This window comes from Burkholderia pulmonis, from assembly GCF_984667975.1.
This window is the reverse complement of record NZ_OZ480187.1, coordinates 2,733,552-2,753,189: the sequence shown is the minus strand read 5'-3', so window position 1 is coordinate 2,753,189 and position 19,638 is coordinate 2,733,552. Positions and strand designations below refer to the sequence as shown.

The window sequence follows — 19,638 nt, the reverse complement described above, 5'->3', positions numbered from 1 at the left end:
GACGTGGTTCCTTACGATACGCCCTCATCAGTACTTTCCCTTACCGACACGGAACCACGCATGAATCCCGGAATCTCCTCGGCCGCCTCGACGGCGGCCCCCCGCGAACCGGCCTGGGGCGCGGTATTCGCGATGACGCTCGGCGTGTTCGGGCTCGTCACGGCCGAATTCCTGCCGGCGAGCCTGCTGACGCCGATGGCCGACAGCCTCGGCGTGACCGAAGGCGTGGCCGGGCAGGCCGTCACGGCCACCGCGACGGTTGCGCTCGTCACGAGCCTGCTGATCTCGGCGCTGACGCGCACGATCGACCGGCGGCGCGTGCTGCTCGTGTTCTCGGTGCTGCTCGTCGCATCGAACCTGGCGGTTGCGTTCGCGCCGAACCTGGCGATGCTGCTGGTCGGCCGCGTGGTGCTCGGCATCGCGCTCGGCGGCTTCTGGACGATGGCGACGGCCACCGCGATGCGGCTCGTGCCGACGGCGATGGTGCCGCGCGCGCTGTCGATCATCTTCAGCGGCGTGGCGGTCGCGACGATCGCGTCCGCGCCGATGGGCAGCTACTTCGGCCACCTGATCGGCTGGCGCAACGTGTTCCTGATCGCGGCCGTGCTCGGCGCCATCGCGTTCGTGTCGCAGGTGCTCACGCTGCCGTCGATGCCGCCGAGCGGCACGACGCGGCTGCGTACGCTGGTCGACGTGCTGCGCCGGCCGACCGTCGGCCTCGGGATGTTCGCGACGATCCTCGTGTTCACCGGGCATTTCGCGTTCTTCACGTATCTGCGGCCGTTCCTCGAACAGGTCGCGGGCGTCGGCGTGAACGGGCTGTCGGCGATCCTGCTCGGCTACGGCATCGCGAACTTCGTCGGCACGTCGCTCGCGGGCCGTGTGCTCGAACACCGGCTGCGGCCGATGCTGATCGGCATGCCTGCATTGATGGTCGTGCTCGGTGTCGCGCTCGTCGCGCTCGGCCGCGCGCCGATGATCGACGCGGTGCTCGTCGCGTTGTGGGGGATGGCGTTCGGCGGCGTGCCGGTTGCCTGGTCGACGTGGGTCACGCGCACCGTGCCCGACGAGGCCGAGAGCGCGGGCGGGCTGATCGTCGCGGCGATCCAGCTCGCGATCGCGACGGGGGCTGCGGCCGGCGGCGTCGTGTTCGACGCGAACGGCGCGGCCGGCGTGTTCGTCGCGGCGGCCGTCGTGCTGGCCGTGGCGGTCGCGACGATCGTGACGGGCGTGCCGAAGCGGGTCGGCGTGGCGATGTCGTAACCGGCCGGAGGCCCGCATCGCGCGGGCCTGCACGGCCGTCCGTCAGGCGGCGTGCGCGTGCGCGATACGGTCGAGTTCCTCGCGTGCGTCTTCCGGCAGGTCGAGGTCGGCCGCCGCGAGATTCTCGCGCAGATGCGCGACCGACGACGTGCCCGGAATCAGCAGCAGATTCGGCGCGCGGTGCAGCAGCCATGCCAGCGCGACCTGCATCGGTGTCGCGCCGACGCGTGCTGCCACGCCGGACAGCGTCGACGACTGCAGCGGCGAGAAACCGCCGAGCGGAAAGTACGGCACGTATGCGATGCCGTCGCGGGCCAGCGCGTCGATCAGCGCATCGTCGCCGCGATGCGCGATGTTGTAGTGGTTCTGCACGCAGACGATGTCGCAGATCCGCCGGCCTTGCGCGACCTGCGCGGGCGTGACGTTGCTCAGGCCGATGTGGCGCACGAGCCCGCGCCGCTGCAGTTCGGCGAGCGCGGCCAGCGGCGCCTCGATCGACCCTTCGGCCGGCCCGTGCGTGTCGAACATGATGCGCAGGTTGACGACGTCGAGCACATCGAGCCCGAGGTGGCGCAGGTTGTCGTGCACGGCCCGTTCGAGTTCGTCGGGCGCGAACGCGGGCAGCCACGATGCGTCGTCATCGCGACGCGCGCCGATCTTCGTGACGATCACGAGATCGTCGCGATACGGATGCAGCGCCTCGCGGATCAACCGGTTGGTGACGTGCGGGCCGTAGAAGTCGCTGGTGTCGATATGGTCGACGCCGGACGCGACGGCTTCGCGCAAGACGTTCAAGGCCGCGTCGCGGTCCTTCGGCGGCCCGAACACGCGGGGCCCCGCGAGCTGCATCGCGCCGTAGCCGATTCGTTTGACGTTGCGATCGCCGAGCCGGAAGGCGGAGGTGTGGCGGATGTCGGACATGACTGTGCTCCTGTGATGAATGTGCCGAGCATAGGCCGTGGCCGCCTGCGCGATAAGTCGTCATAATCCGCACGGGTTGTACGAAAAGGCGAACAATGCAAGTCGATCTGGGTGATCTGAATGCGTTCATGGCCGTGGCGCGCGCCGGCGGGTTCCGTGACGCCGCCCGTGTGACGGGCCTCAGTGCGTCGGGGCTGAGCGAGGCCGTGCGCCGGCTGGAGGCGCGGCTCGCGGTCCGGCTGTTGCACCGCACGACGCGCAGCGTCGTGCCGACCGAAGCCGGCGAGCGCCTGCTCGCGCGTCTCGGGCCCGCGTTGACCGAAGTGGCGGCGGCGCTCGACGGCATCGACGAATTCCGGGGCCGGCCGGCGGGCACGCTGAAGCTCAACGTGCCGCTCAGCGCGTCGCGGCTCGTGCTGCCCGCGATCGTGCCGCGCTTTCTCGATGCGTACCCGGAAATCCGGCTGGAAGTGATTGCCGACGAAAATTTCGTCGACATGCTGGCGGCCGGATGCGACGCGGGTATCCGCTACGACGATCGGCTCGAGCAGGACATGATCGCGGTGCCGATCGGTCCGCGCATCCAGCGGTTCGCGACCGCGGCGGCCCCCGGCTATCTCGACCGTCATGGCCGGCCGCGGCATCCGCGCGACCTGCTCGGCCATCGTTGCCTGCGCGGGCGCTTCGCGAGCGGGGCGATGCCGCCATGGGAATACGAGCGCGACGGCGAGGTCGTGCGGATTGAGCCGGCCGCCGGGCCGCTGCTGGTGCAGATCGGCGGCGCGGTGGACCTGCTGGTCGAGGCGGCGATCGACGGCACGGGCATCGTGTATCTCTTCGAAGACTGGCTGCGCCCGCATCTGGAGAGCGGCGCGCTCGAACGCGTGCTCGAGCCGTGGTGGCGGCCGTTTTCAGGCCCGTTTCTCTATTATCCGGGGCACCGCCTCGTGCCGCCGGCCCTGCGCGCGTTCGTCGATTTCATCAAGGCATCCTGAACGTGGCGGGCGGGCGATGCGCGGGCCCGCCGCTCAGCGCGCCGGCGCGTGCGCGTCGAGCAACTGCCGGTGGCGTGCGTCGGTCGCGCGGCCGACCGATTCGCGCTGCACGCGTCGTTCGCCGTCCCGTGAGCCGGCTAGCCGCCTTGCTTGACCATCGAAGCCAGCGTCTTCATCGCCTGCAGGTACGGATAGGGCCCGTGGCTGATGCGCGCCACGCCGTATTCCGCGAATTCCGCCAGCGTCGGCGTTTCCGATACGCGCATCACGTTCACGGGCAGCGGCGACGCGGCCGTCAGCGCGCGAATGAGCGCCGGCGAGCGGAGGCCCGGCACGAACAGGCCGTCGGCACCGGCTGCCGCATACGCGCGGGCGCGCGCCAGCGTCGCGTCGAGCAATCGTTCGTCGTGCGTATCGGCGGCTGCCTTGAAGAACACGTCGGTGCGCGCGTTGATGAAGTAGTCGGCGCCCGCGCGATCGGCCGCCTGCCGTGCCGCGGCGATCCGGGCCGCCGCGGCGTCGACGTCGCGCAGTTCGCCCGTTGCCGGAAAGCTGTCCTCGAGGTTGCAGCCGATCGCGCCGGCCTGGATGCTCAGCGTGATCGTGTCGCCGACCTCTTCCGGCCGCTCGCCGTATCCGCTTTCGAGATCGACGGTGACGGGCAGGTCCGTCGCGCGCGTGATCCGCTCGAGCACCTCCATCATCAGCGCGCGCGGCATCTGCTCGCCGTCGACGAAACCGTTGGCCACCGCGACCGACCAGCTGCCGGTCGCCAGTGCGACGGCGCCCGCGTCGGCGACCGTGCGCGCACTGCCGGCATCCCACACGTTGAACAGCGCCAGCGGCTGGCCCGCGCGGTGAAGCGACCGGAAATACGCGCCTTTCTCATTGCTGCTCATGCTCACTCCTCCTTGTGAAAACCGGGTCGGTTGTCGTGCCGAACGATACTGCCACCGAATCGAGCGCCGCGAGGAAATCGCGCGCGTCGAACAATTCGCCGAGGCTGCGTACGCCGCCCGGCACTAGCGTATCGCCGGTCATCAGGCGCACGGCGGCTTCCACGATGATCGGTGCGCTCACCGCATAGATGTCGCGCCCCGACGCCGTCGCACGATGCGTCGTGCCGTCCTGCACGACGATCGCGTCCATCGCGAACTGCTGCGCCGAGCGGCCCAGCGCGTCGGTCGGCGCGGGCGGCGGCGTGGCGGCATCGCGCACGTCGCGCAGCGCGAGCGTCGCGAGCCACGAGTCGATCGTATCGATGCGCAGATGACGCGACAGCGTCATCACTTCGGAAAACGGCAGCAGCGTCACGTCGGCGCTGCCGATCGGCTGCGGGAACGGCCAGGTGCGTTCGCGTGCGGTCGACGGCACCGGCGTCGGCTTGCCGTCCTTCTGCACGAGCCGCACCGCATGATTGCGTTCGCCCGTCACGCGCGTGCCGCGCGTCGGATGCCAGCTGTCGAGGCCGGTCGCGATGTCGACGCGGTCGATCGGCCGGTCCCGGTCGACGACGGCTGTGACGAGCAGGTCGGCCAGGCCGCCGTAGAACGCCGCGGCGGGCACGATGGCCACGCCCGCCGCGCGTGCACGGGCATCGAGCTGTTCGGCCAGCGCCAGCACCGACGGCTGCTCGGCCGTGAGGTCGAGATAAGGGATGCCGGCCCGCAGCGCCGCTTCGGCCAGCGGCAGCGCGGTATCGAGGTAGGGGCCCGCGCAGTTGATCACCGCGTGCGCACCGCGCAGCGCGGCATCGAGCGCGGCCGGATCGTCGACCGCGGCGACCCGCGCGGCGGTCGCGTCGCCGCCGCTGTCCGCGAGCCGGGCGGCATCGCGGCCGATGCGGATCGCATGGAGGCCGCGCCGGGCCAGCTCCGCGAGGACAAATCGCCCGGTGTGACCCGTGGCGCCATAGACTGCAACCGTCATCCGATCTTCCATGATCAACTCCGCTACAGAACGGTCTGTTTTATAGTACAGACCTGTAGCGTCGTCAAGCATGCAATGCTATGATCGTAACCACTGTGGCGGGAAGGGCGGCCAGTACGGCCGGGTTGGAATGAAAAAAGGAACGGAAACACACGGGAGCGCGCCCGATACGCGCGAGCGCATTCTGCAGACGGCCAGCGAACTGTTCTACCGGGAAGGCACGCGCGCGGTCGGCGTGGACCTGATCGTCGCGCAGGCGGGGGTCGCGAAGACGAGCCTCTATCGTCACTTCGCAACGAAGGACGACCTGATCGAGGCGTTCCTGCTGCGCGAGGACGCCGATTTCTGGGCGCATTGGGATGCGGTGGCCGCGCAATACCGGCGCGAGCCGCGCGAGGAGCTGGATGCGCAGCTGCAATGGCTCGGCGAGCGCGTCGCGCGGCCCGGCTATCGCGGTTGCCCGCAGATCAACATCGCCGCCGAGTACTCGGACGACAACCATCCGGCCCGCAAGGTCGCCGTCGCGCACAAGCGGGAACTGCGGCGCCGGCTGACGGAACTGGCGGGCGCGCTGCGGATCGACGAACCGGAAACCTTCGCGCTGCGGCTCGCGACCGTCGTCGACGGCGCGCTGAGCAGCGGGCAGGCGCTGCACGCGTACGGGCCCGTGCGCTTCCTGCAGGAATTCGCGCAACTGCTGTTGCCGAAGAAGGGCCGGAAGTAAGCGCCACGCGGCGGCGTGCCGCGTGCCGGTTCAGTCCCGCGCCCCCGGATCGACCGACAGCGCGCGCAACTGGCCGCGCAACTGATCGACTTCTCCCGGCGCGAAAGGCTGTTCGATTTCCGCATGCGCCTGCTGCCACAGCGGGAACGCGTCGGCCAGCAGGTCGTGGCCGGCCGGCGTCAGTTCGAGCAGGCGGCTGCGCCGGTCGTCCGGGTCCTGGATGATCGTGACGAGGCCGCGCCGCTCGAGCGGCTTGAGCGCGGCGGTGAGCGTGGTGCGGTCCATCGCGAGCAGCGACGCGACCGATTTCATCGGGGCCGGGTGCGGCCGGTTCAACGACATCAGCAGCGAAAACTGGCCGTTGGTGAGATCCAGCGGGCGCAGCACATCGTCGAAGATGCGCGCAAGATTGCGCGCCGCGCGCTGCATGTGCAGGCACAGGCAGCAATCGCGCACCATTAGCGTCGTTTCGAAAGGAAGCTTTTCTTTTCGTGCCATGTTGCAATTGTGTTGATATCAACCTATCTTGTCAAGGTCGAGGCGCGGCAGCCCGCCGCGCCCGTCATCGGAGGAGAAGGCATGAGTGCGCAACAGCAGTTGTATCTCGCCGTATTTCTCGGGAGCAAGGACAGCCCGGCCATGAAGGCGTGGCTGGCGCTTCCGGAGGAAGAGCGGCGCACGCGCGAGCGGGACGGCATTGCCGCCTGGCATGCGTGGGTCGACCGCCATCGCGACGCGATCGTCGAGATGGGCGGGCCGCTCGGCAAGACCAAGACCATTGATGCAGGCGGCATCCAGGACACGACCAATGCACTGAGCGGCTTTACCGTCGTGCGCGCGGCGTCCCACGATGCAGCGGCCGCGCTGTTCGAAGGCCATCCGCATTTCACGCTGTTCCCGGGCGTGTCGGTCGACGTGATGCCGGTGCTGGCGATTCCCGGCGCGTGAGCGATGCATGACGCGGGCACCGCGCGTCGCACCGATGCGCCGTGGCCCGCCGCGGATTTTTTCCCGACATTCTGGATGGAGACTGGCGATGAAGCTTTACGGATTTGCCGGCACGCGTTCGCAACGCGCGCTGTGGGGGCTGAAGGAACTGGATGCGGATTTCGAATTCGTGTCGGTCAACCTGCTCGAGGGCGAGCACCGGCGGCCCGAGTTCCTGCGCCTCAACCCGGCGGGCAAGGTGCCCGTGCTGGTGGACGGCGACCTCGTGATTCCCGAGTCGGCCGCCATCGTGCTGTATCTCGCGGACAAGTACCCGGAAAAAGGGTTGCTGCCCGCCGATCCGGCGCTGCGTGCGGAGGCCTACCGGTGGGTCATGTTCGCGGTGACGGAGCTGGAGCAGCCGCTGTGGCGGATCACGCGGCACTCGTTCATCTATCCGCCGGAGAAGCGTTCGCCGGCCGATATCGAGCTGGCGCGCGAGGATTTCGCGACGATGGCCGCGATTCTCGACAAGCATCTCGAAGGGCGCGAATTCATCGTCGGCGACGCGCTGACGGTGGCCGATTGCGTGACGGTCTACCTGATCGACTGGGCAAGCGAATGTCACCTGATCGAACCGTTCCAGCACCTGCGTGCGTATCTCGAGCGGCTGTATGCGCGGCCGAAGGCGCCGCAGCGGATCGCGGACGCACGCAAGGCGGCGTGACGGCGCGATGAACGCATGCGCCGCGCCCGGCTGCGGTCACGACACGTCGTCGGGGCCGCCGAGTGCGCGACACAGCATCGACAGGTCGCGCAGCGTGAGGTGCGGCGTTGCGGCATGCGGGGCGTGTGCTTCTTCCGGCCGAGGGTCGCGAACGACCCACGCGGCCTGAAGCCCCGCATTCAGTGCGCCGACGATGTCGAGGTGGAAGTCGTCGCCGACGTGCAGCAATTCGGCCGGACGCACGCCGAGTGCGTCCGCCGCCGCATGGAAGATCTCGGGTTCCGGCTTCGCGAAGCCGAATGCCCGCGCGCTGAGCGTCGTGCGGAAGAATTCGCCGCCGCCGGTGAGCCGGAGATCCGCGTTGCCGTTGGTGACCGCGATCAGCGGAAAGCGGGCGCTCAGCCACGCCAGCGCCGGCAATGCATCTTCGTAGAATTCGACGCGGTTCCGCGCCGCATAGAAGACGTCGTATGCCCGATCGGTCAGCGCGACATCTTCGTTCGCGCGCTCCAGCGCGAGCCGGATCGATCCGATTCTCATTGCGCGAAAATCGCCGGCGAGGTCCGGCTGCAACCGTTCGTATTCCTCACGCAGTTCGCCCAGTGCCTGCGGCGTAGGCAGCACGCTCGCGGTATTGGGCGCATGTTCGACCAGCCATGCGCGAAGCATCGCCTCGGCCCGCACGACGGATGGCCCGAACGGCCACAGGGTGTCGTCGAGGTCGAACGAGAGGGCGGATACTTTGGCGAGACGCATGGCGGTTGAAAGCGGGAAGTCGTTTACCAGGGCCACGGAACGGAGGTGCCGGTGCCGTGGTCGAGGGCATGACGATACAGGAAGCGCGCGACCGTCAGGTCCTGAAGCGCGAGCCCGGTCATGTCGAACACGGTGATCTCGTGCGCGGCGCGGCCGACCGGCACCGTACCGGCGAGGATGTCGCCGATTTCCGTGCGCGGCAAATCCGGCGCCCACTGGCACTCGCCGATGCTGCGCGCCTGGTCGTGATCGTCCACGAAAATGCGCGCACGTTCCAGCACGCCGGCCGGCAGCTCGCGCTTGCCGGCGGTATCGGCGCCCACGCAGGTCAGATGGGTGCCCGGTTGCACGGCATCGGCGTCGAACAACGCACCGCCGCCGGGCGTTGCCGTGATCACCACGTCGCTGCCGGCCACCGCGTCGTTCCGGTCGCGCGCCACGCCGATCGTGCATCGATCGACGAAGGCCGATTCGAACGCGGGGTCCGGCTCGCCGCTGACGTTCACGTACTGCACCGTGCACCGCTGCGACAGCAGGCTCAGCGCGTAGTCGAGCTGGACGCGCGCCTGCACGCCCGTGCCGAACACGCAGATCCGCGTGCTGTCGGGCCGGGCGAGCTGTTGCAGCCCGAGGCCGCCTGCCGCGCCGGTTCGCGCGGTGGTGATCGCGTTGCCGTCCATGATGCACAGCGGGCGGCCCGTTGCCGGATCGAACAGCGCGACGGTGGCCTGATGCGGCTCGCCGCCGACGCGCCGGTTGCCGGGCCAGAACCCGGCCGCCTTGAAGCCGAGCAGATCCTGGCTGGCGACGTCGCCCGACTTGATGCCGAACACGCCGCCGGTGTGCAGCTTTTCGCGCACCACCGGGAACACGCGTCCGGCCCGTTGACTGTGCAGCACGAACGCTTCGCGGACCGCCGCCATCACCTGCCCGGCTTGAAGGGCGGGCGCGATGGCATCGCGGTCGAGGAGCAGGAGTCGGGCGTCTGTCGGCATGGTCGGGAGCGCCTTGGCGGCGCGAGACGAATCGAAGTTGTTTAAATTTTGTCCAGATTTGGATAAATAGTCAATGCGCGGTGGCGCGGCATTGACACCGGGTTACGTTCACCACCCGTAGAAGCGCGGCCACGCGTGTACGGTGCCTTCCGCGTCGATGGCCTGGTATTCGGGGTGTTGCGCGCCGGTCGCGCACGCATGATTCGGCAGGATGCGCAGCCGCGTGCCGATCGGAAACCGCTGCGCGATGCCCGTGTCGGGCGAGCCCGTGTGCGACACGATCCCGTGCTCCTGGTTGGCGGCGCTCATCACGTAGTCGCCGAGCACGTCGCCGGCTTCGGTGCAGACCTGCCCGTAGCCGAAATCGTGCGCCTGGCGCTGCGTGCCGCGGTCGCGGCTCATCGCCATCCAGCCCGCATCGACGATCGCCCAGCCTTTTTCTTCCTGATGGCCGATCACGGTGGTCAGCACCGACAACGCAATGTCGGACAGTCCGCACACGCCGATGTTGTGCATCATGAGGTCGAACATCGCGTACACGCCGGCGCGTACCTCGGTCACGCCGTCGAGCCGTTCCGCCGCCAGCGCGGTGGGGGTCGACCCGATACTCACGACCGGGCAGCGCAGCCCGGCGGCCCGCAGGCGCTCGGCAGCCCGCACGGTGCGGCTGCGCTCCTGTTCGGCGATCGCGATCAGCGCGTTGTGCGTGTCGTATTCGTAGCTGGAACCCGCGTGGGCCAGCACGCCGCCGAGCACCATCCCGCCGTCGACCAGCGCGCGGCCGACGTCGATCAGCAGGCCGGCCTCGGACGGGATGCCCGAGCGGTGGCCGTCGACGTCGACCTCGATCCACACGTCGAAGCGTTCGCCGTGCTCGTGCCCGAATGCGGCGATCGCGTGTGCGGCCTGCAGGCTGTCGGCGACGATCTTCAGGTCGCAGCCCTGCCGGCGCAGCGCGAGCGCCTGGCCGAGTTTGGCCGGCACCATGCCGACCGCGTAGACGATGTCGCGAATGCCGCCGGCGAAGAACTGCCCGGCTTCCTTGAGCGTCGAGACCGTGATCCCTTGCGCGCCCGCCGCGATCTGCACGTCGACGACGTGCCGGCACTTGGTGGTCTTGACGTGCGGTCGGAAGCGGACGCCGAGCGCGTCCAGGCGGGCCTGCATGCGTGCGATGTTGCGATGCATGCGGCCGACGTCGATCAATGCGGCCGGGGTGTTGAGGGTTTGAAGGTCCACGATGTGCTCGATGGCGAGGTTGCCGAGGCGGACACTGTAGGACGAATGGCGCGCACCGTGTTTAACGCAACGCTAATCTGCCATTAAGCACGATTTAATCTGCTGAATCGCCCGGCTGCCGCGCGGCTCATGCCTGGGTACGCCACGGCGGCGGATCGAGAAACCGCCGCGCGGCGTCGAGAAAGACCCGCTGCCGCGCGGAGCGGCCGGTGCGCGACGGCAGCAGCGCCGTCACCGGCGCGGGCGGCAGGTGCCAGCCGGGCAGCAACCGGACGAGCTTGCCGCTCGCAAGCAGCGGCGCGACGTCCCACTCCGAGCGCTCGACGATCCCGAGCCCGGCCAGCGCCCATTCGGTGATGACGGTGCCGTCGTTCGACGACAGCGCGCCCGACACGCGAATGACGGTGGACCGTTGCGACTCGCCCTTGACGTCGCTGCCGGGCGAGAAGCGCCAGCGCGGGATGTCCTCGTCGTTCTCGCGCAGGCACAGGCAGTCGTATCGCGCGAGGTCGGACGGATGATTCAGGTCCTTGATGCGCCGCGCGTACGCGGGGCTCGCGCACAGGAAGCGTTCGTTGGGCGCGAGCGGATAGCCGATCCACGAAGACGACTTGAGGCTGCCGACGTGAACGACCACGTCGGCTCCGGCCGCGCTGGTCAACGGGCTCTCCGACAGGTGCAGCGAGATTTCGAGCTTCGGGTGGGCGCGCTGCACGTCGCGCACGATCCGCGCGACGTACTGGCGGCCGAAGCCGAGCGGGGCGACGACACGCAGCGTGCCCTGCACGTCGCCGTGGTCGCCCGCGATGCTGACGGGCAGCGCCTCCACGCGCTCGAGAATGCCGACGGCTTCCTGGTACAGCCGCTGTCCCTCGTCGGTCAGCGCAATCCCTTTCGGCTGCCGCACGGCGAGCCGCGCGTTCAGGCGCGCTTCCATGCGCTGCAGGCGGATCGTGACGGCGGGCGGCGTGAGATCGAGCAGGCGCGCGGCGGAAGCGAGCGAGCGCGACGTGCCGATCGCGCGAACGAGCCGCAGGTCGTCGAGGTCGAGCATTTCATGCCTCTTAATGCAAATGGTGTCAGGCATTAAACCGCACATCACGCGCCGAATCCATGGGTACGAGGGTCGGCGCGGGCGCGCCGGAACGCGCTTGTCACATTCGATCGATACATTGAATTTCCCGATGCCATCCGGCATTCGGCACGAATTTCCCGATCGATCGACCGCCAGCCCGTCATGACCCTCACCCAGCTTCGCAGCTTCATCGCCGTCGTCCAGCACGGCGGCTTCACGGCGGCCGCGCGTGCGCTGTCCACCAGCCAGACGACGATCACGTCGCAGATCCAGACCCTCGAACACGAACACGGCGTCGAGCTGTTCCACCGGCGCGGCCGTCGCGTCGAGCTGTCGGCGGTCGGCCTCGAATTCCTGCCGATCGCGCGCCGCATCTGCAGCGACGAAAGCGACGCGGCCGCGCTGCTGCGCGACAGCGGCGCATTGCAGCGCGGCTCGCTGAAGATCGGCGCGGTCGGCCCGTTTCACGTGACGGAGATGATCGAGGCGTATCACGCGATTCATCCGCACATGCACCTGTCGGTCGCGCTCGGCAATTCGGAAACCGTGCTGCGCGATCTCGACCAGTACGTGTGCGATGTCGGCGTGGTGGCCCGCGCATTCGTCGAGGACGCACGCTATTTCACGCAGCGCTATGCGAGCTTTCCGGTGATTGCGTTCGTGCGCGCGACGCATCCGTTCGCGAAACGCGACGCGATCACGCTGCAGGAACTGGCCGGCGAACCGCTGCTGATGCGCGAACCGGGCTCGACGACGCGCCGCGCGCTCGAGGACGCGATGGAGGCGGCCGGCCTGACGCCGCGCATCGCGATGGACATCGGCAGCCGCGAGGCGCTGCGCGAGGCCGTCGCACGCGGGCTCGGCGTCGGCACCGTGTCGAAGGCCGAATACGTACCCGACGAGCGGCTGCGGCCGTTGCGTATCGACGGCGACCCGGTCGAAACCCATATCCACGTGTGCTGCCTGAGCGAGCGGCGCGACAGCCGGCTGGTCGCGTCGTTCTTCGACGCGGTCGCGCGGTGCCGGCCGCTCGATGCGTGACGGCGGCGTTGTCGGGCGTCGGCCCCACTGCGATCCATCGAAAAATTCGGTCGATCCATAGCCGATGACCGGGATTTTCGATCATGAGCGCGTCATCGCGGATGCCTAACCTGCTGCTCAATCCCATTCCATTCAGGTGCGAGCATGAATTCCGCTGCAGACTGGCCTTTCCATTTGATTCGTCATGCACATTATCTGGCCGTGCAAGCGCATCGCACGCCGTGTCGCGCGGGAGCGGCGGCATGAGCGACTGGCGTTTCCACAATCCCGTCCGGATCCGCTTCGGCGTCGACGCGCTGGCCGACCTGAACGACGCGCTCGCCGGCCGTAGCTACGCGATCGTCACGTATCCCGACGCCGTGTTCGCGCAGATCGCCGACCGCGTCGAAGCGCAGCTCGGGCCGGCGCTCACGCGGATCGACTGCGTCGAGGCGAACCCGTCGGTGCCGATGCTGCGGCGGGCGTGCGATCAACTCGCTGCATTGCCGTGCAAGCCCGACGTGCTGATCGCGCTCGGCGGCGGCTCGGTGATCGATTCGGCGAAAGTGCTGGCCGCCGAACACGGCGACTTCGACCGCGTGCTGCGCATCCTTTACGGTGACGCCGGCGCCGCGGGCGATGACGCCGCCGCGCGGCCCGCGCTGCCGATCGTCGCGATCCCGACCACGGCCGGCACCGGCAGCGAAGTGACGCACTGGGCGACCGTCTGGGATCCGCACAACGCGCGCAAGCTGTCGCTGTCGCGGCCCGATCTCTATCCGGAAACGGTGATCGTCGATCCGCGCCTGATGGTCGGCCTGCCGATGCAGCCGACGCTCGCGAGCGGCCTCGACGCGCTGTCGCACGCGCTCGAGAGCATCTGGAACATCCATGCGAACCCCGTCACGCGTGGCCTCGCGGTGCAGGCGGCGCGCGAACTGATGCGCGGCCTCGCGCGCGTGAACGCGCATCCCGACGATCTCGACGCGCGCAGCGACATGGCGCTCGGCGCGCTGCGCGCGGGGCTCGCGTTCTCGAATACGCACACCGCGCTCGCGCACAACATTTCCTACGCGATCACGCTGACGCGCGGCGTCGCGCACGGCATCGCCTGCTCGTTCTGCCTGCCGGCCGTGATGCAGGCGGCGCTCGGCGTCGACGCCGCGTGCGACGCCGCGCTGCGCGAGATCTTCGGCGAGACGGCATCCGCCCCCGCGCAGCTCGTCGCGCTGCTCGATGCGCTCGGCGTCGCGCACCACCCGGCCGCGTACGGGATCGACGCGCACGAATGGGCGCGGATCGTGGACCACGCATTCGACGGCGCACGCGGTCGCAACTTCATCGGCACGCGCGCGCGCTTTCCGCATTTCGACTTCAGCCCGGAGCAGCCCGAGCGGGCGCTTCACTGACGAGGAGCCTCCATCATGAAACCGTCTCACCCGATCGAAACGGACGCACTCACGCGTCTCGACAACCTGCCGTGGACACGCTTCCACACACTGATGCTGGTCGCGCTCGGCGTCGGCTGGGCGCTCGATTCGTTCGAAACCAACATCATCGGCAGCGTGTTCGGCGTGCTCAAGTCGCACTGGCACCTGAATGCCGCGCAGGGCTCGCTCGCGGTCAGCATCTGGGTGTTCGGGATGCTGGTCGGCGCGATCGCGTTCGGCTACCTCGCCGACCGCTACGGCCGCAAGCGCCTGTTCCTCGCGACGCTGCTCTGGTACGCGTTCTTCAGCGTCGCGACCGTACTGTCGTGGAACTACGAGTCGTTCCTGTTCTTCCGCGCGATGACGGCGCTGGCCGTCGGCGGCGAATACTCGGCGGTGACCGCGACGATGGGCGAATTCATCCCGAAGCGCCATCGCGGCCGCACCGATGCGCTGATCCTGTCGGGCTTTCCGGTCGGCGCGCTGCTGTCGGCGGCGGTGTCGTATCTCGTGCTGAACCAGTTGCCGGCCGAGTGGGCGTGGCGCGTGGGCTTCGGCCTCGGCACGACGATGGCGCTGGTGTTCTTCTGGATCCGCCGCGTGATTCCGGAGTCGCCGCGCTGGCTGATCCAGCAGGGGCGCGTGGCGGAAGCCGAAGCGATCGTCGAGCAGGTCGTCGCGAGCGCGGCGCGCGATCCGCGTGCGCAGGGCGATCGCACGCAGCTCGCGAAGCGTTACGCGCCGACCCGTTTCGCACACCAGGCGCCCGCGTTCTGGCGCAACGTCGGCGAGCTGTTCGGCGCGTACCGCGCGCGCTGCGCGCTGGCCGGTGCGCTGAACTTCTCGCAGGCGGCCGTCGTGTACGGCGTGCTGTCGCTGATGGCGCTCGTGATCCTGCCGTACATGAAGGTGCAGTCGACCGACATGCCGATCTACTACATGATCGGCAACGCGGCGGCGCTCGCGGGCGGCATCGTCGCGGCGCTGCTCGTCGAGGCGTGGGGGCGGCGCGCGTCGCTGTTCGCGAGCTACACGTTCACCGTCGCGGCGATCGTGTTCATCTACGCGATGCACGCACTGCCCGGCATGGTGCTCGGCTACTGCCTGATCCAGTTCGGTGTCACGTGGGCGTACATCTCGGGCTACGTCGTGTCGTCCGAGATCCTGCCGACGCGGATTCGCGCGACCGGGCTCGGCGTGTCGGTCGCGATCGGCCGGCTCGGCGCGGTGATCGCGCCGCTGATGCTGACGAACGTCTATGCGATGTCCGGCTCGCCGTCGGCCGCGCTGGTCGTGCTGCTGGTGCTCGCGCTGCCGGGGCCGCTCGCGGCGGGCCTGTGGTGGCTCAACGGGCGCGAGACGCGGCGGATTTCGCTGGAGGAGTGCAGCACGGAAGCCGGCCTGCAGCCGGCGGTGGACGCCGCGCCGCGCACGGCGTGACGTCCGGCCGCACGCCCGCCTACGCGTGCAGCCCGAAGATCAGCGACCGGTGGGCGCCCACGCCGGCCGCCACGCCCGAAGCCGACGCGAACGTCGCGTTGGTCATCAGGCTCGACGCATCGCCGGCCGCATACACGCCGGCGATGCTCGTCTGCTTCCACGTATCGACGCGAATCGCGGTGCCGAGCGGCCCTTCGTCGAACGCGCAGCCGAGCTGCTGCGCGAGATCGCTCGCCATCTCGGTGCGCGCGCCGATGAACAGCGCATCGACCGGCACGACCTGCCCGTCGGCGAGCCGCAGCGCGTCGATACGCGGCGCATCGCCGAGGATCCCGACGACCGGCGAGCGCTCGATGCGCACACCGCGCGCGGCGAGCAGCGCGGCTTCTTCCTCGTTCGCTTCGACCACCCCCTGCGTGAACCACGTCGTCGGGCCCCAGTCCGGAATCAGGATCGCCTGGTGGACCGACAGCGGATGCGTGGCGAGCACGCCGAGCCGCTTGCCGCTCACTTCGTATCCGTGGCAGTACGGACAATGCAGCACGCTGACGCCCCAGCGTTCGGCGAGCCCCGGCAGCGCGGGCAGCGCGTCGCGGATGCCGGTCGCGAGAATCAGCCGGTCGGCGCTGGCACGGCTGCCGTCGGCCAGCGTCACGTGAAAGCGGCCGTCCGCGTCGCGCTCGGCCGCGCGCGCTTCGCCGTCGATTCGCTGCACGGTCGGGTACGCGGCGAGCTGCGCGGTCGCCTCCGCGACGATCTGCGCGGGCGGCTTGCCGTCCTGGCCGAAGAAACCGTGCGCGTGTTCGGCAAAGCGGTTGCGCGGCCGGCCGGCGTCGATCACGAGCACGCGGCGGCGCGCCCGCGCGAGCTGCATCGCGGCCGACAGCCCCGCAAAGCTGCCGCCGATCACGATCACTTCATGGTGGGTATCCATCCATCAACTCCTGTCTGAACCTGCGTGAATGACACACGTGCTCCGCTGGCGGCCAACTCATGAAACACGAGAAGTTACATGATAGGGCGATGGTATCATTCATGCAACTTCAGAAGTTTCGAGAGAGGGGAGTCCCGCTGGTGAGAACCGACAGTCGTTTGTCGCGCATGCTGCATGCGCTGATCCACATGGACCAGGCCGACGGCCCGCTGACGTCCGAGACGATCGCGACGATGCTGTGCACGAACCCGGTCGTCGTGCGGCGCCTGCTCGGCGGTTTGCGCGATTGCGGCTACGTGCAGTCGGAGAAGGGGCACGGCGGCGGCTGGGCGTTGAGCGTCGCGCTCGACGACATCACGCTGCTCGACGTCTATCGCGCGGTGGGCGAGCCGCCGCTGTTCTCCGACCTGGTGCCCGAGGACGAGCCCGAATGCCTGGTCGAACAGGCCGTCAACGCGCACCTGTCGGCGACGCTGAAGGATGCCGAAGCATCGCTGCTGGCACGCTTCGGCGAAGTCACGCTCGGCATGCTGTCGCGCGATTTCGAGGCGAAGGCGGCCCGGCTGCGCAAGCCGCGCTGACGCAGCGCAGCATCGCAGTCGATCGCGCCCGGCACGCGATCCGGCGCGGCCGAAACCGCCGCGTCGCGATGTTCTGTCCCCCAACTTCCGCCCGGTTTGCCCGCCACAGGGCAAAATACGGGTTTTCCGCACCCGCGAGGGCGCGACCGAATCACGCGCCGGGCGGCGCCCGTGCGCATGCCGCACGCCGCCGCCGGGCGCCCAGGCAAGAAACGCTCGCCGTGTCGCGAGCCCACAGGAGTCCAGACCCCATGCCCGAATCCAACCTGTCCTTCTTCGGCCGGCTGTCGCTGGCCGTCGGCACGTTCTTCTCCGTGCTCGGCAACCGCGAGTTCGCGGCCGGCGTGCTGCGCGTGCGCGACGGCGCCCCGGCACCGGTCGCGCCGACCCCGGCCCCGGCTGCCGCGCCCGTCGCGCCGGCACCCGCGCCCGTGAAAGCGCCGGCGCCCGAACTGCGCGAAGCGAGCCCGCAAGCCGCGCTGCAATTGCTCGGCCTGCTGCAGCGCGATGCGCGCTTCATCGATTTCGTCGAGGAAGACATCGCCGGCTACGGTGACGCCGACATCGGCGCCGCCGCACGCCTCGTGCACGACGGCTGCCGCGCCGCGCTGCGCGAACACTTCACGATCGTGCCGGTGCGCGACGAAGCCGAAGGCAGCCGCGTGACGCTGCCGGCCGGCTTCGACGCGACGGCCGTGCGCGTGACCGGCAACGTGGTCGGCTCCGCGCCGTTCACGGGCACGGTCAGCCATCGCGGCTGGCGCGTGGCCGACGTGCGCCTGCCGAAGCTGACGGGCAGCCACGACGCCTCGGTAGTCGCACCGGCGGAGGTGGAACTGTGAGCGATCCGCGCTATTCGATCGGTATCGACCTCGGGACGACCCACTGCGCGCTGTCGTATGTCGACAGCGCCGCGAGCGACGGCGAAAAGATCACGCAGCAGGTGCTGCCGATCGCGCAGTTGACCGCACCCGGCGCGCTGGAATCGCGCGACCTGCTGCCGTCGTTCCTCTACCTGCCGCATGAAAGCGAACTGACGCAGGGCGACTTGACGCTGCCGTGGACGGCGTCGCGCGCCTTCGCGGTCGGCGAGATGGCGCGCACGCGCGGCGCCGGCACGCCGATCCGCCTCGTGTCGAGCGCGAAGAGCTGGCTGTGCCACCCGGGCGTCGATCGCCGCGCGGCGATCCTGCCGAGCGATGCGCCGCCGGAAGTGTCGCGCGTGTCGCCGCTGGAAAGCTCGATCCGCTACCTGACCCACCTGCGCGAAGCGTGGGACCACGCGCATCCCGACGCGCCGTTCGCCGACCAGGACGTGACGGTCACGATCCCCGCGTCGTTCGACCCGGCCGCGCGCGAGCTGACGGCCGAGGCGGCCCGCGCCGCCGGCTATTCGCGGATGACGCTGCTCGAGGAGCCGCAGGCCGCGCTGTACAGCTGGATCCAGAAGAGCCAGGGCGGCTGGCGCAAGCAGGTGCAGGTCGGCGACCTGATCCTGTGCGTCGACGTCGGCGGCGGCACGACCGACCTGTCGCTGATCGCGGTGGTCGAGCGTGAGGGCAATCTCGAACTGCATCGCGTGGCGGTCGGCGAGCACATCCTGCTCGGCGGCGACAACATGGATCTCGCGCTTGCGCACGTGGTCGCACGCAAGCTCGCGCAGCAGGGCACGCAGGCCGATCCGTGGCAGCTGCGCGCGCTGACGTACGCGTGCCGTGCTGCGAAGGAAACGCTGCTGTCCGACCCGACGGCCGACGCGGTGCCGCTCGTCGTGCCGAGCCGCGGCTCGAAGCTGATCGGCGGCTCGATCCGCACGGAACTCACGCGCGCCGAACTCACGCAGACGATCCTCGAAGGTTTCTTCCCGCAAGTCGAAGCGGCCGCGCGCCCGGTGAGCCGCGCGCGGGTCGGCCTGACGCAGCTTGGCCTGCCGTATGCGCAGGACGCGGGCATCACGCGCCATCTCGCGGCGTTCCTCGGCCGCCAGGTCGCGGCGCTCGATTCGCTCGAAGGCGTGCAGCGCACGCTGCCGCAGGGCGCGACGTTCCTGCATCCGACCGCGGTGCTGTTCAACGGCGGCGTGTTCAAGTCGACGCTGCTCACGCAGCGCGTGCTCGATACGCTCAACAGCTGGCTGGCCGCCGAAGGCGCGCCGCCCGCCCGCCTGCTCGAAGGCGCGGATCTCGATCTCGCGGTCGCGCGCGGCGCGGCGTACTACGGCTACGTGAAGCGCGGCCGTGGCGTGCGTATTCGCGGCGGCACGGCGCGTGCGTACTACGTCGCGATCGAATCGGCGATGCCCGCGGTGCCGGGGCTCGAACCGCCGGTGCAGGCGCTGTGCGTCGCGCCGTTCGGGATGGAAGAGGGTTCGGACGCGGCGCTGCCGCCGCAGGAGTTCGGCCTCGTCGTCGGCGAACCGGTGCAGTTCCGCTTCTTCGGTTCGTCGGTGCGCCGCCAGGACCAGGTCGGCACGCTGCTCGACTACTGGTCGCCGGAAGAGCTGCAGGAGCTGGAAGAAATCCAGGCGACGCTGCCCGCCGAAGGCCGCACCGTCGGCGAAGTCGTGCCGGTGAAGCTGCATGCGCGCGTGACCGAAGCCGGCACGCTCGAACTCGAGGCGATCCCGAGCGGCACGAACGAGTGCTGGAAGGTCGAGTTCGACGTGCGCGGCGCCGCCTGAGC

20 protein-coding genes are annotated in these 19,638 nt (G+C 69.4%); 11 read left to right on the top strand and 9 right to left on the bottom strand.

The features are described from left to right. The first annotated feature begins 60 nt into the window (after window positions 1-60). Window positions 61-1,263, top strand: a complete 1,203-nt coding sequence (locus AC5LXK_RS29060; RefSeq protein WP_493392091.1) for an MFS transporter — start codon at window positions 61-63, stop codon at window positions 1,261-1,263. A gap of 42 nt (window positions 1,264-1,305) precedes the next feature. On the opposite strand, the gene AC5LXK_RS29055 is transcribed toward AC5LXK_RS29060, so the two are convergent. Further along, the gene (locus AC5LXK_RS29055; RefSeq protein WP_493392090.1) at window positions 1,306-2,184 is read right to left on the bottom strand and encodes an aldo/keto reductase family oxidoreductase; all 879 of its coding nucleotides are present in this window, start codon (window positions 2,182-2,184) and stop codon (window positions 1,306-1,308) included. A gap of 95 nt (window positions 2,185-2,279) precedes the next feature. On the opposite strand from AC5LXK_RS29055, the gene AC5LXK_RS29050 reads away from it, so the two are divergent. Further along, window positions 2,280-3,179 (top strand): LysR family transcriptional regulator, encoded by a 900-nt coding sequence (locus AC5LXK_RS29050; RefSeq protein WP_493392089.1) that lies wholly within the window; start codon window positions 2,280-2,282, stop codon window positions 3,177-3,179. 137 nt (window positions 3,180-3,316) lie between these two features. On the opposite strand, the gene AC5LXK_RS29045 is transcribed toward AC5LXK_RS29050, so the two are convergent. Both AC5LXK_RS29045 and AC5LXK_RS29040 read right to left on the bottom strand, forming a co-directional pair. Further along, entirely contained in the window at window positions 3,317-4,078 is a 762-nt protein-coding gene (locus AC5LXK_RS29045; RefSeq protein WP_493392088.1) for an isocitrate lyase/PEP mutase family protein, read from the bottom strand. Next, window positions 4,065-5,120, bottom strand: coding sequence for a saccharopine dehydrogenase family protein (locus AC5LXK_RS29040; protein ID WP_493392087.1), 1,056 nt, complete (start codon window positions 5,118-5,120; stop codon window positions 4,065-4,067). Before AC5LXK_RS29040 ends, AC5LXK_RS29045 begins: the two co-directional genes overlap by 14 nt. 118 nt (window positions 5,121-5,238) lie before the next feature. On the opposite strand from AC5LXK_RS29040, the gene AC5LXK_RS29035 reads away from it, so the two are divergent. Next, window positions 5,239-5,832, top strand: coding sequence for a TetR/AcrR family transcriptional regulator (locus AC5LXK_RS29035; protein WP_493392086.1), 594 nt, complete (start codon window positions 5,239-5,241; stop codon window positions 5,830-5,832). 30 nt (window positions 5,833-5,862) lie between these two features. On the opposite strand, the gene AC5LXK_RS29030 is transcribed toward AC5LXK_RS29035, so the two are convergent. Continuing rightward, a complete protein-coding gene (locus AC5LXK_RS29030) occupies window positions 5,863-6,330 on the bottom strand; it encodes a MarR family winged helix-turn-helix transcriptional regulator (RefSeq protein WP_493392085.1) in 468 nt (155 codons plus the stop codon). Window positions 6,331-6,411: 81 nt separating this feature from the next. Between AC5LXK_RS29030 and AC5LXK_RS29025 the strand changes: the two genes are divergently transcribed. Then, complete coding sequence (locus AC5LXK_RS29025) at window positions 6,412-6,780, top strand: hypothetical protein (protein ID WP_493392084.1); 369 nt, start codon at window positions 6,412-6,414, stop codon at window positions 6,778-6,780. Window positions 6,781-6,868: 88 nt separating this feature from the next. Continuing rightward, on the top strand, window positions 6,869-7,486 hold the full coding sequence (locus AC5LXK_RS29020) for a glutathione S-transferase family protein (RefSeq protein ID WP_493392083.1): 618 nt from the start codon (window positions 6,869-6,871) through the stop codon (window positions 7,484-7,486). A 36-nt stretch (window positions 7,487-7,522) separates the two neighbouring features. Here the strand turns inward: AC5LXK_RS29020 and AC5LXK_RS29015 are convergent, their stop codons facing one another. From AC5LXK_RS29015 to AC5LXK_RS29000, 4 genes are all read right to left on the bottom strand, one after another. Next, complete coding sequence (locus AC5LXK_RS29015; protein WP_493392082.1) at window positions 7,523-8,242, bottom strand: HAD family hydrolase; 720 nt, start codon at window positions 8,240-8,242, stop codon at window positions 7,523-7,525. A 23-nt stretch (window positions 8,243-8,265) separates the two neighbouring features. Continuing rightward, window positions 8,266-9,237 carry an ornithine cyclodeaminase family protein gene (locus AC5LXK_RS29010; protein ID WP_493392081.1) on the bottom strand — a complete coding sequence of 324 codons (972 nt, stop codon included), beginning with the start codon at window positions 9,235-9,237 and terminating at the stop codon, window positions 8,266-8,268. Between the two features lie 108 nt (window positions 9,238-9,345). Next, on the bottom strand, window positions 9,346-10,476 hold the full coding sequence (locus AC5LXK_RS29005) for a DSD1 family PLP-dependent enzyme (protein WP_493392080.1): 1,131 nt from the start codon (window positions 10,474-10,476) through the stop codon (window positions 9,346-9,348). 127 nt (window positions 10,477-10,603) lie between these two features. Next, window positions 10,604-11,563, bottom strand: a complete 960-nt coding sequence (locus AC5LXK_RS29000) for a LysR family transcriptional regulator (protein ID WP_493392079.1) — start codon at window positions 11,561-11,563, stop codon at window positions 10,604-10,606. A 150-nt stretch (window positions 11,564-11,713) separates the two neighbouring features. Here AC5LXK_RS29000 and AC5LXK_RS28995 point away from each other — a divergent pair, with 150 nt between their 5' ends. The 3 genes from AC5LXK_RS28995 to AC5LXK_RS28985 all read left to right on the top strand — a co-directional run bounded on the left by AC5LXK_RS28995 (window position 11,714) and on the right by AC5LXK_RS28985 (window position 15,441). Continuing rightward, entirely contained in the window at window positions 11,714-12,592 is an 879-nt protein-coding gene (locus AC5LXK_RS28995; protein WP_493392078.1) for a LysR substrate-binding domain-containing protein, read from the top strand. A 242-nt stretch (window positions 12,593-12,834) separates the two neighbouring features. Beyond that, window positions 12,835-13,980 (top strand): iron-containing alcohol dehydrogenase PsrA, encoded by a 1,146-nt coding sequence (gene psrA, locus AC5LXK_RS28990; RefSeq protein WP_493392077.1) that lies wholly within the window; start codon window positions 12,835-12,837, stop codon window positions 13,978-13,980. A gap of 15 nt (window positions 13,981-13,995) precedes the next feature. Continuing rightward, window positions 13,996-15,441 carry an MFS transporter gene (locus AC5LXK_RS28985; RefSeq protein WP_493392076.1) on the top strand — a complete coding sequence of 482 codons (1,446 nt, stop codon included), beginning with the start codon at window positions 13,996-13,998 and terminating at the stop codon, window positions 15,439-15,441. A 19-nt stretch (window positions 15,442-15,460) separates the two neighbouring features. Here AC5LXK_RS28985 and AC5LXK_RS28980 read toward each other — a convergent pair whose 3' ends face one another. Then, window positions 15,461-16,375 carry an NAD(P)/FAD-dependent oxidoreductase gene (locus AC5LXK_RS28980; RefSeq protein WP_493392075.1) on the bottom strand — a complete coding sequence of 305 codons (915 nt, stop codon included), beginning with the start codon at window positions 16,373-16,375 and terminating at the stop codon, window positions 15,461-15,463. Between the two features lie 140 nt (window positions 16,376-16,515). Between AC5LXK_RS28980 and AC5LXK_RS28975 the strand changes: the two genes are divergently transcribed. From AC5LXK_RS28975 to AC5LXK_RS28965, 3 genes are all read left to right on the top strand, one after another. After that, window positions 16,516-16,956, top strand: coding sequence for an RrF2 family transcriptional regulator (locus AC5LXK_RS28975; protein WP_493385165.1), 441 nt, complete (start codon window positions 16,516-16,518; stop codon window positions 16,954-16,956). Between the two features lie 251 nt (window positions 16,957-17,207). Next, a complete protein-coding gene (locus AC5LXK_RS28970; RefSeq protein ID WP_493392074.1) occupies window positions 17,208-17,798 on the top strand; it encodes a DUF2760 domain-containing protein in 591 nt (196 codons plus the stop codon). Continuing rightward, the gene (locus AC5LXK_RS28965) at window positions 17,795-19,636 is read left to right on the top strand and encodes an Hsp70 family protein (protein WP_493392073.1); all 1,842 of its coding nucleotides are present in this window, start codon (window positions 17,795-17,797) and stop codon (window positions 19,634-19,636) included. Before AC5LXK_RS28970 ends, AC5LXK_RS28965 begins: the two co-directional genes overlap by 4 nt. Window positions 19,637-19,638: the final 2 nt, after the last annotated feature.

Coding starts and splice junctions, on each gene's coding strand:
- AC5LXK_RS29055 (WP_493392090.1), bottom strand. CDS start 2,184: ATGTCCGACATCCGCCACACCTCCGCCTTCCGGCTCGGCGATCGCAAC.
- psrA (WP_493392077.1), top strand. CDS start 12,835: ATGAGCGACTGGCGTTTCCACAATCCCGTCCGGATCCGCTTCGGCGTC.
- AC5LXK_RS28970 (WP_493392074.1), top strand. CDS start 17,208: ATGCCCGAATCCAACCTGTCCTTCTTCGGCCGGCTGTCGCTGGCCGTC.
- AC5LXK_RS28995 (WP_493392078.1), top strand. CDS start 11,714: ATGACCCTCACCCAGCTTCGCAGCTTCATCGCCGTCGTCCAGCACGGC.
- AC5LXK_RS29030 (WP_493392085.1), bottom strand. CDS start 6,330: ATGGCACGAAAAGAAAAGCTTCCTTTCGAAACGACGCTAATGGTGCGC.
- AC5LXK_RS29040 (WP_493392087.1), bottom strand. CDS start 5,120: ATGGAAGATCGGATGACGGTTGCAGTCTATGGCGCCACGGGTCACACC.
- AC5LXK_RS29015 (WP_493392082.1), bottom strand. CDS start 8,242: ATGCGTCTCGCCAAAGTATCCGCCCTCTCGTTCGACCTCGACGACACC.
- AC5LXK_RS29050 (WP_493392089.1), top strand. CDS start 2,280: ATGCAAGTCGATCTGGGTGATCTGAATGCGTTCATGGCCGTGGCGCGC.
- AC5LXK_RS29010 (WP_493392081.1), bottom strand. CDS start 9,237: ATGCCGACAGACGCCCGACTCCTGCTCCTCGACCGCGATGCCATCGCG.
- AC5LXK_RS28985 (WP_493392076.1), top strand. CDS start 13,996: ATGAAACCGTCTCACCCGATCGAAACGGACGCACTCACGCGTCTCGAC.
- AC5LXK_RS29045 (WP_493392088.1), bottom strand. CDS start 4,078: ATGAGCAGCAATGAGAAAGGCGCGTATTTCCGGTCGCTTCACCGCGCG.
- AC5LXK_RS29020 (WP_493392083.1), top strand. CDS start 6,869: ATGAAGCTTTACGGATTTGCCGGCACGCGTTCGCAACGCGCGCTGTGG.
- AC5LXK_RS28980 (WP_493392075.1), bottom strand. CDS start 16,375: ATGGATACCCACCATGAAGTGATCGTGATCGGCGGCAGCTTTGCGGGG.
- AC5LXK_RS29060 (WP_493392091.1), top strand. CDS start 61: ATGAATCCCGGAATCTCCTCGGCCGCCTCGACGGCGGCCCCCCGCGAA.
- AC5LXK_RS29000 (WP_493392079.1), bottom strand. CDS start 11,563: ATGCCTGACACCATTTGCATTAAGAGGCATGAAATGCTCGACCTCGAC.
- AC5LXK_RS29025 (WP_493392084.1), top strand. CDS start 6,412: ATGAGTGCGCAACAGCAGTTGTATCTCGCCGTATTTCTCGGGAGCAAG.
- AC5LXK_RS29035 (WP_493392086.1), top strand. CDS start 5,239: ATGAAAAAAGGAACGGAAACACACGGGAGCGCGCCCGATACGCGCGAG.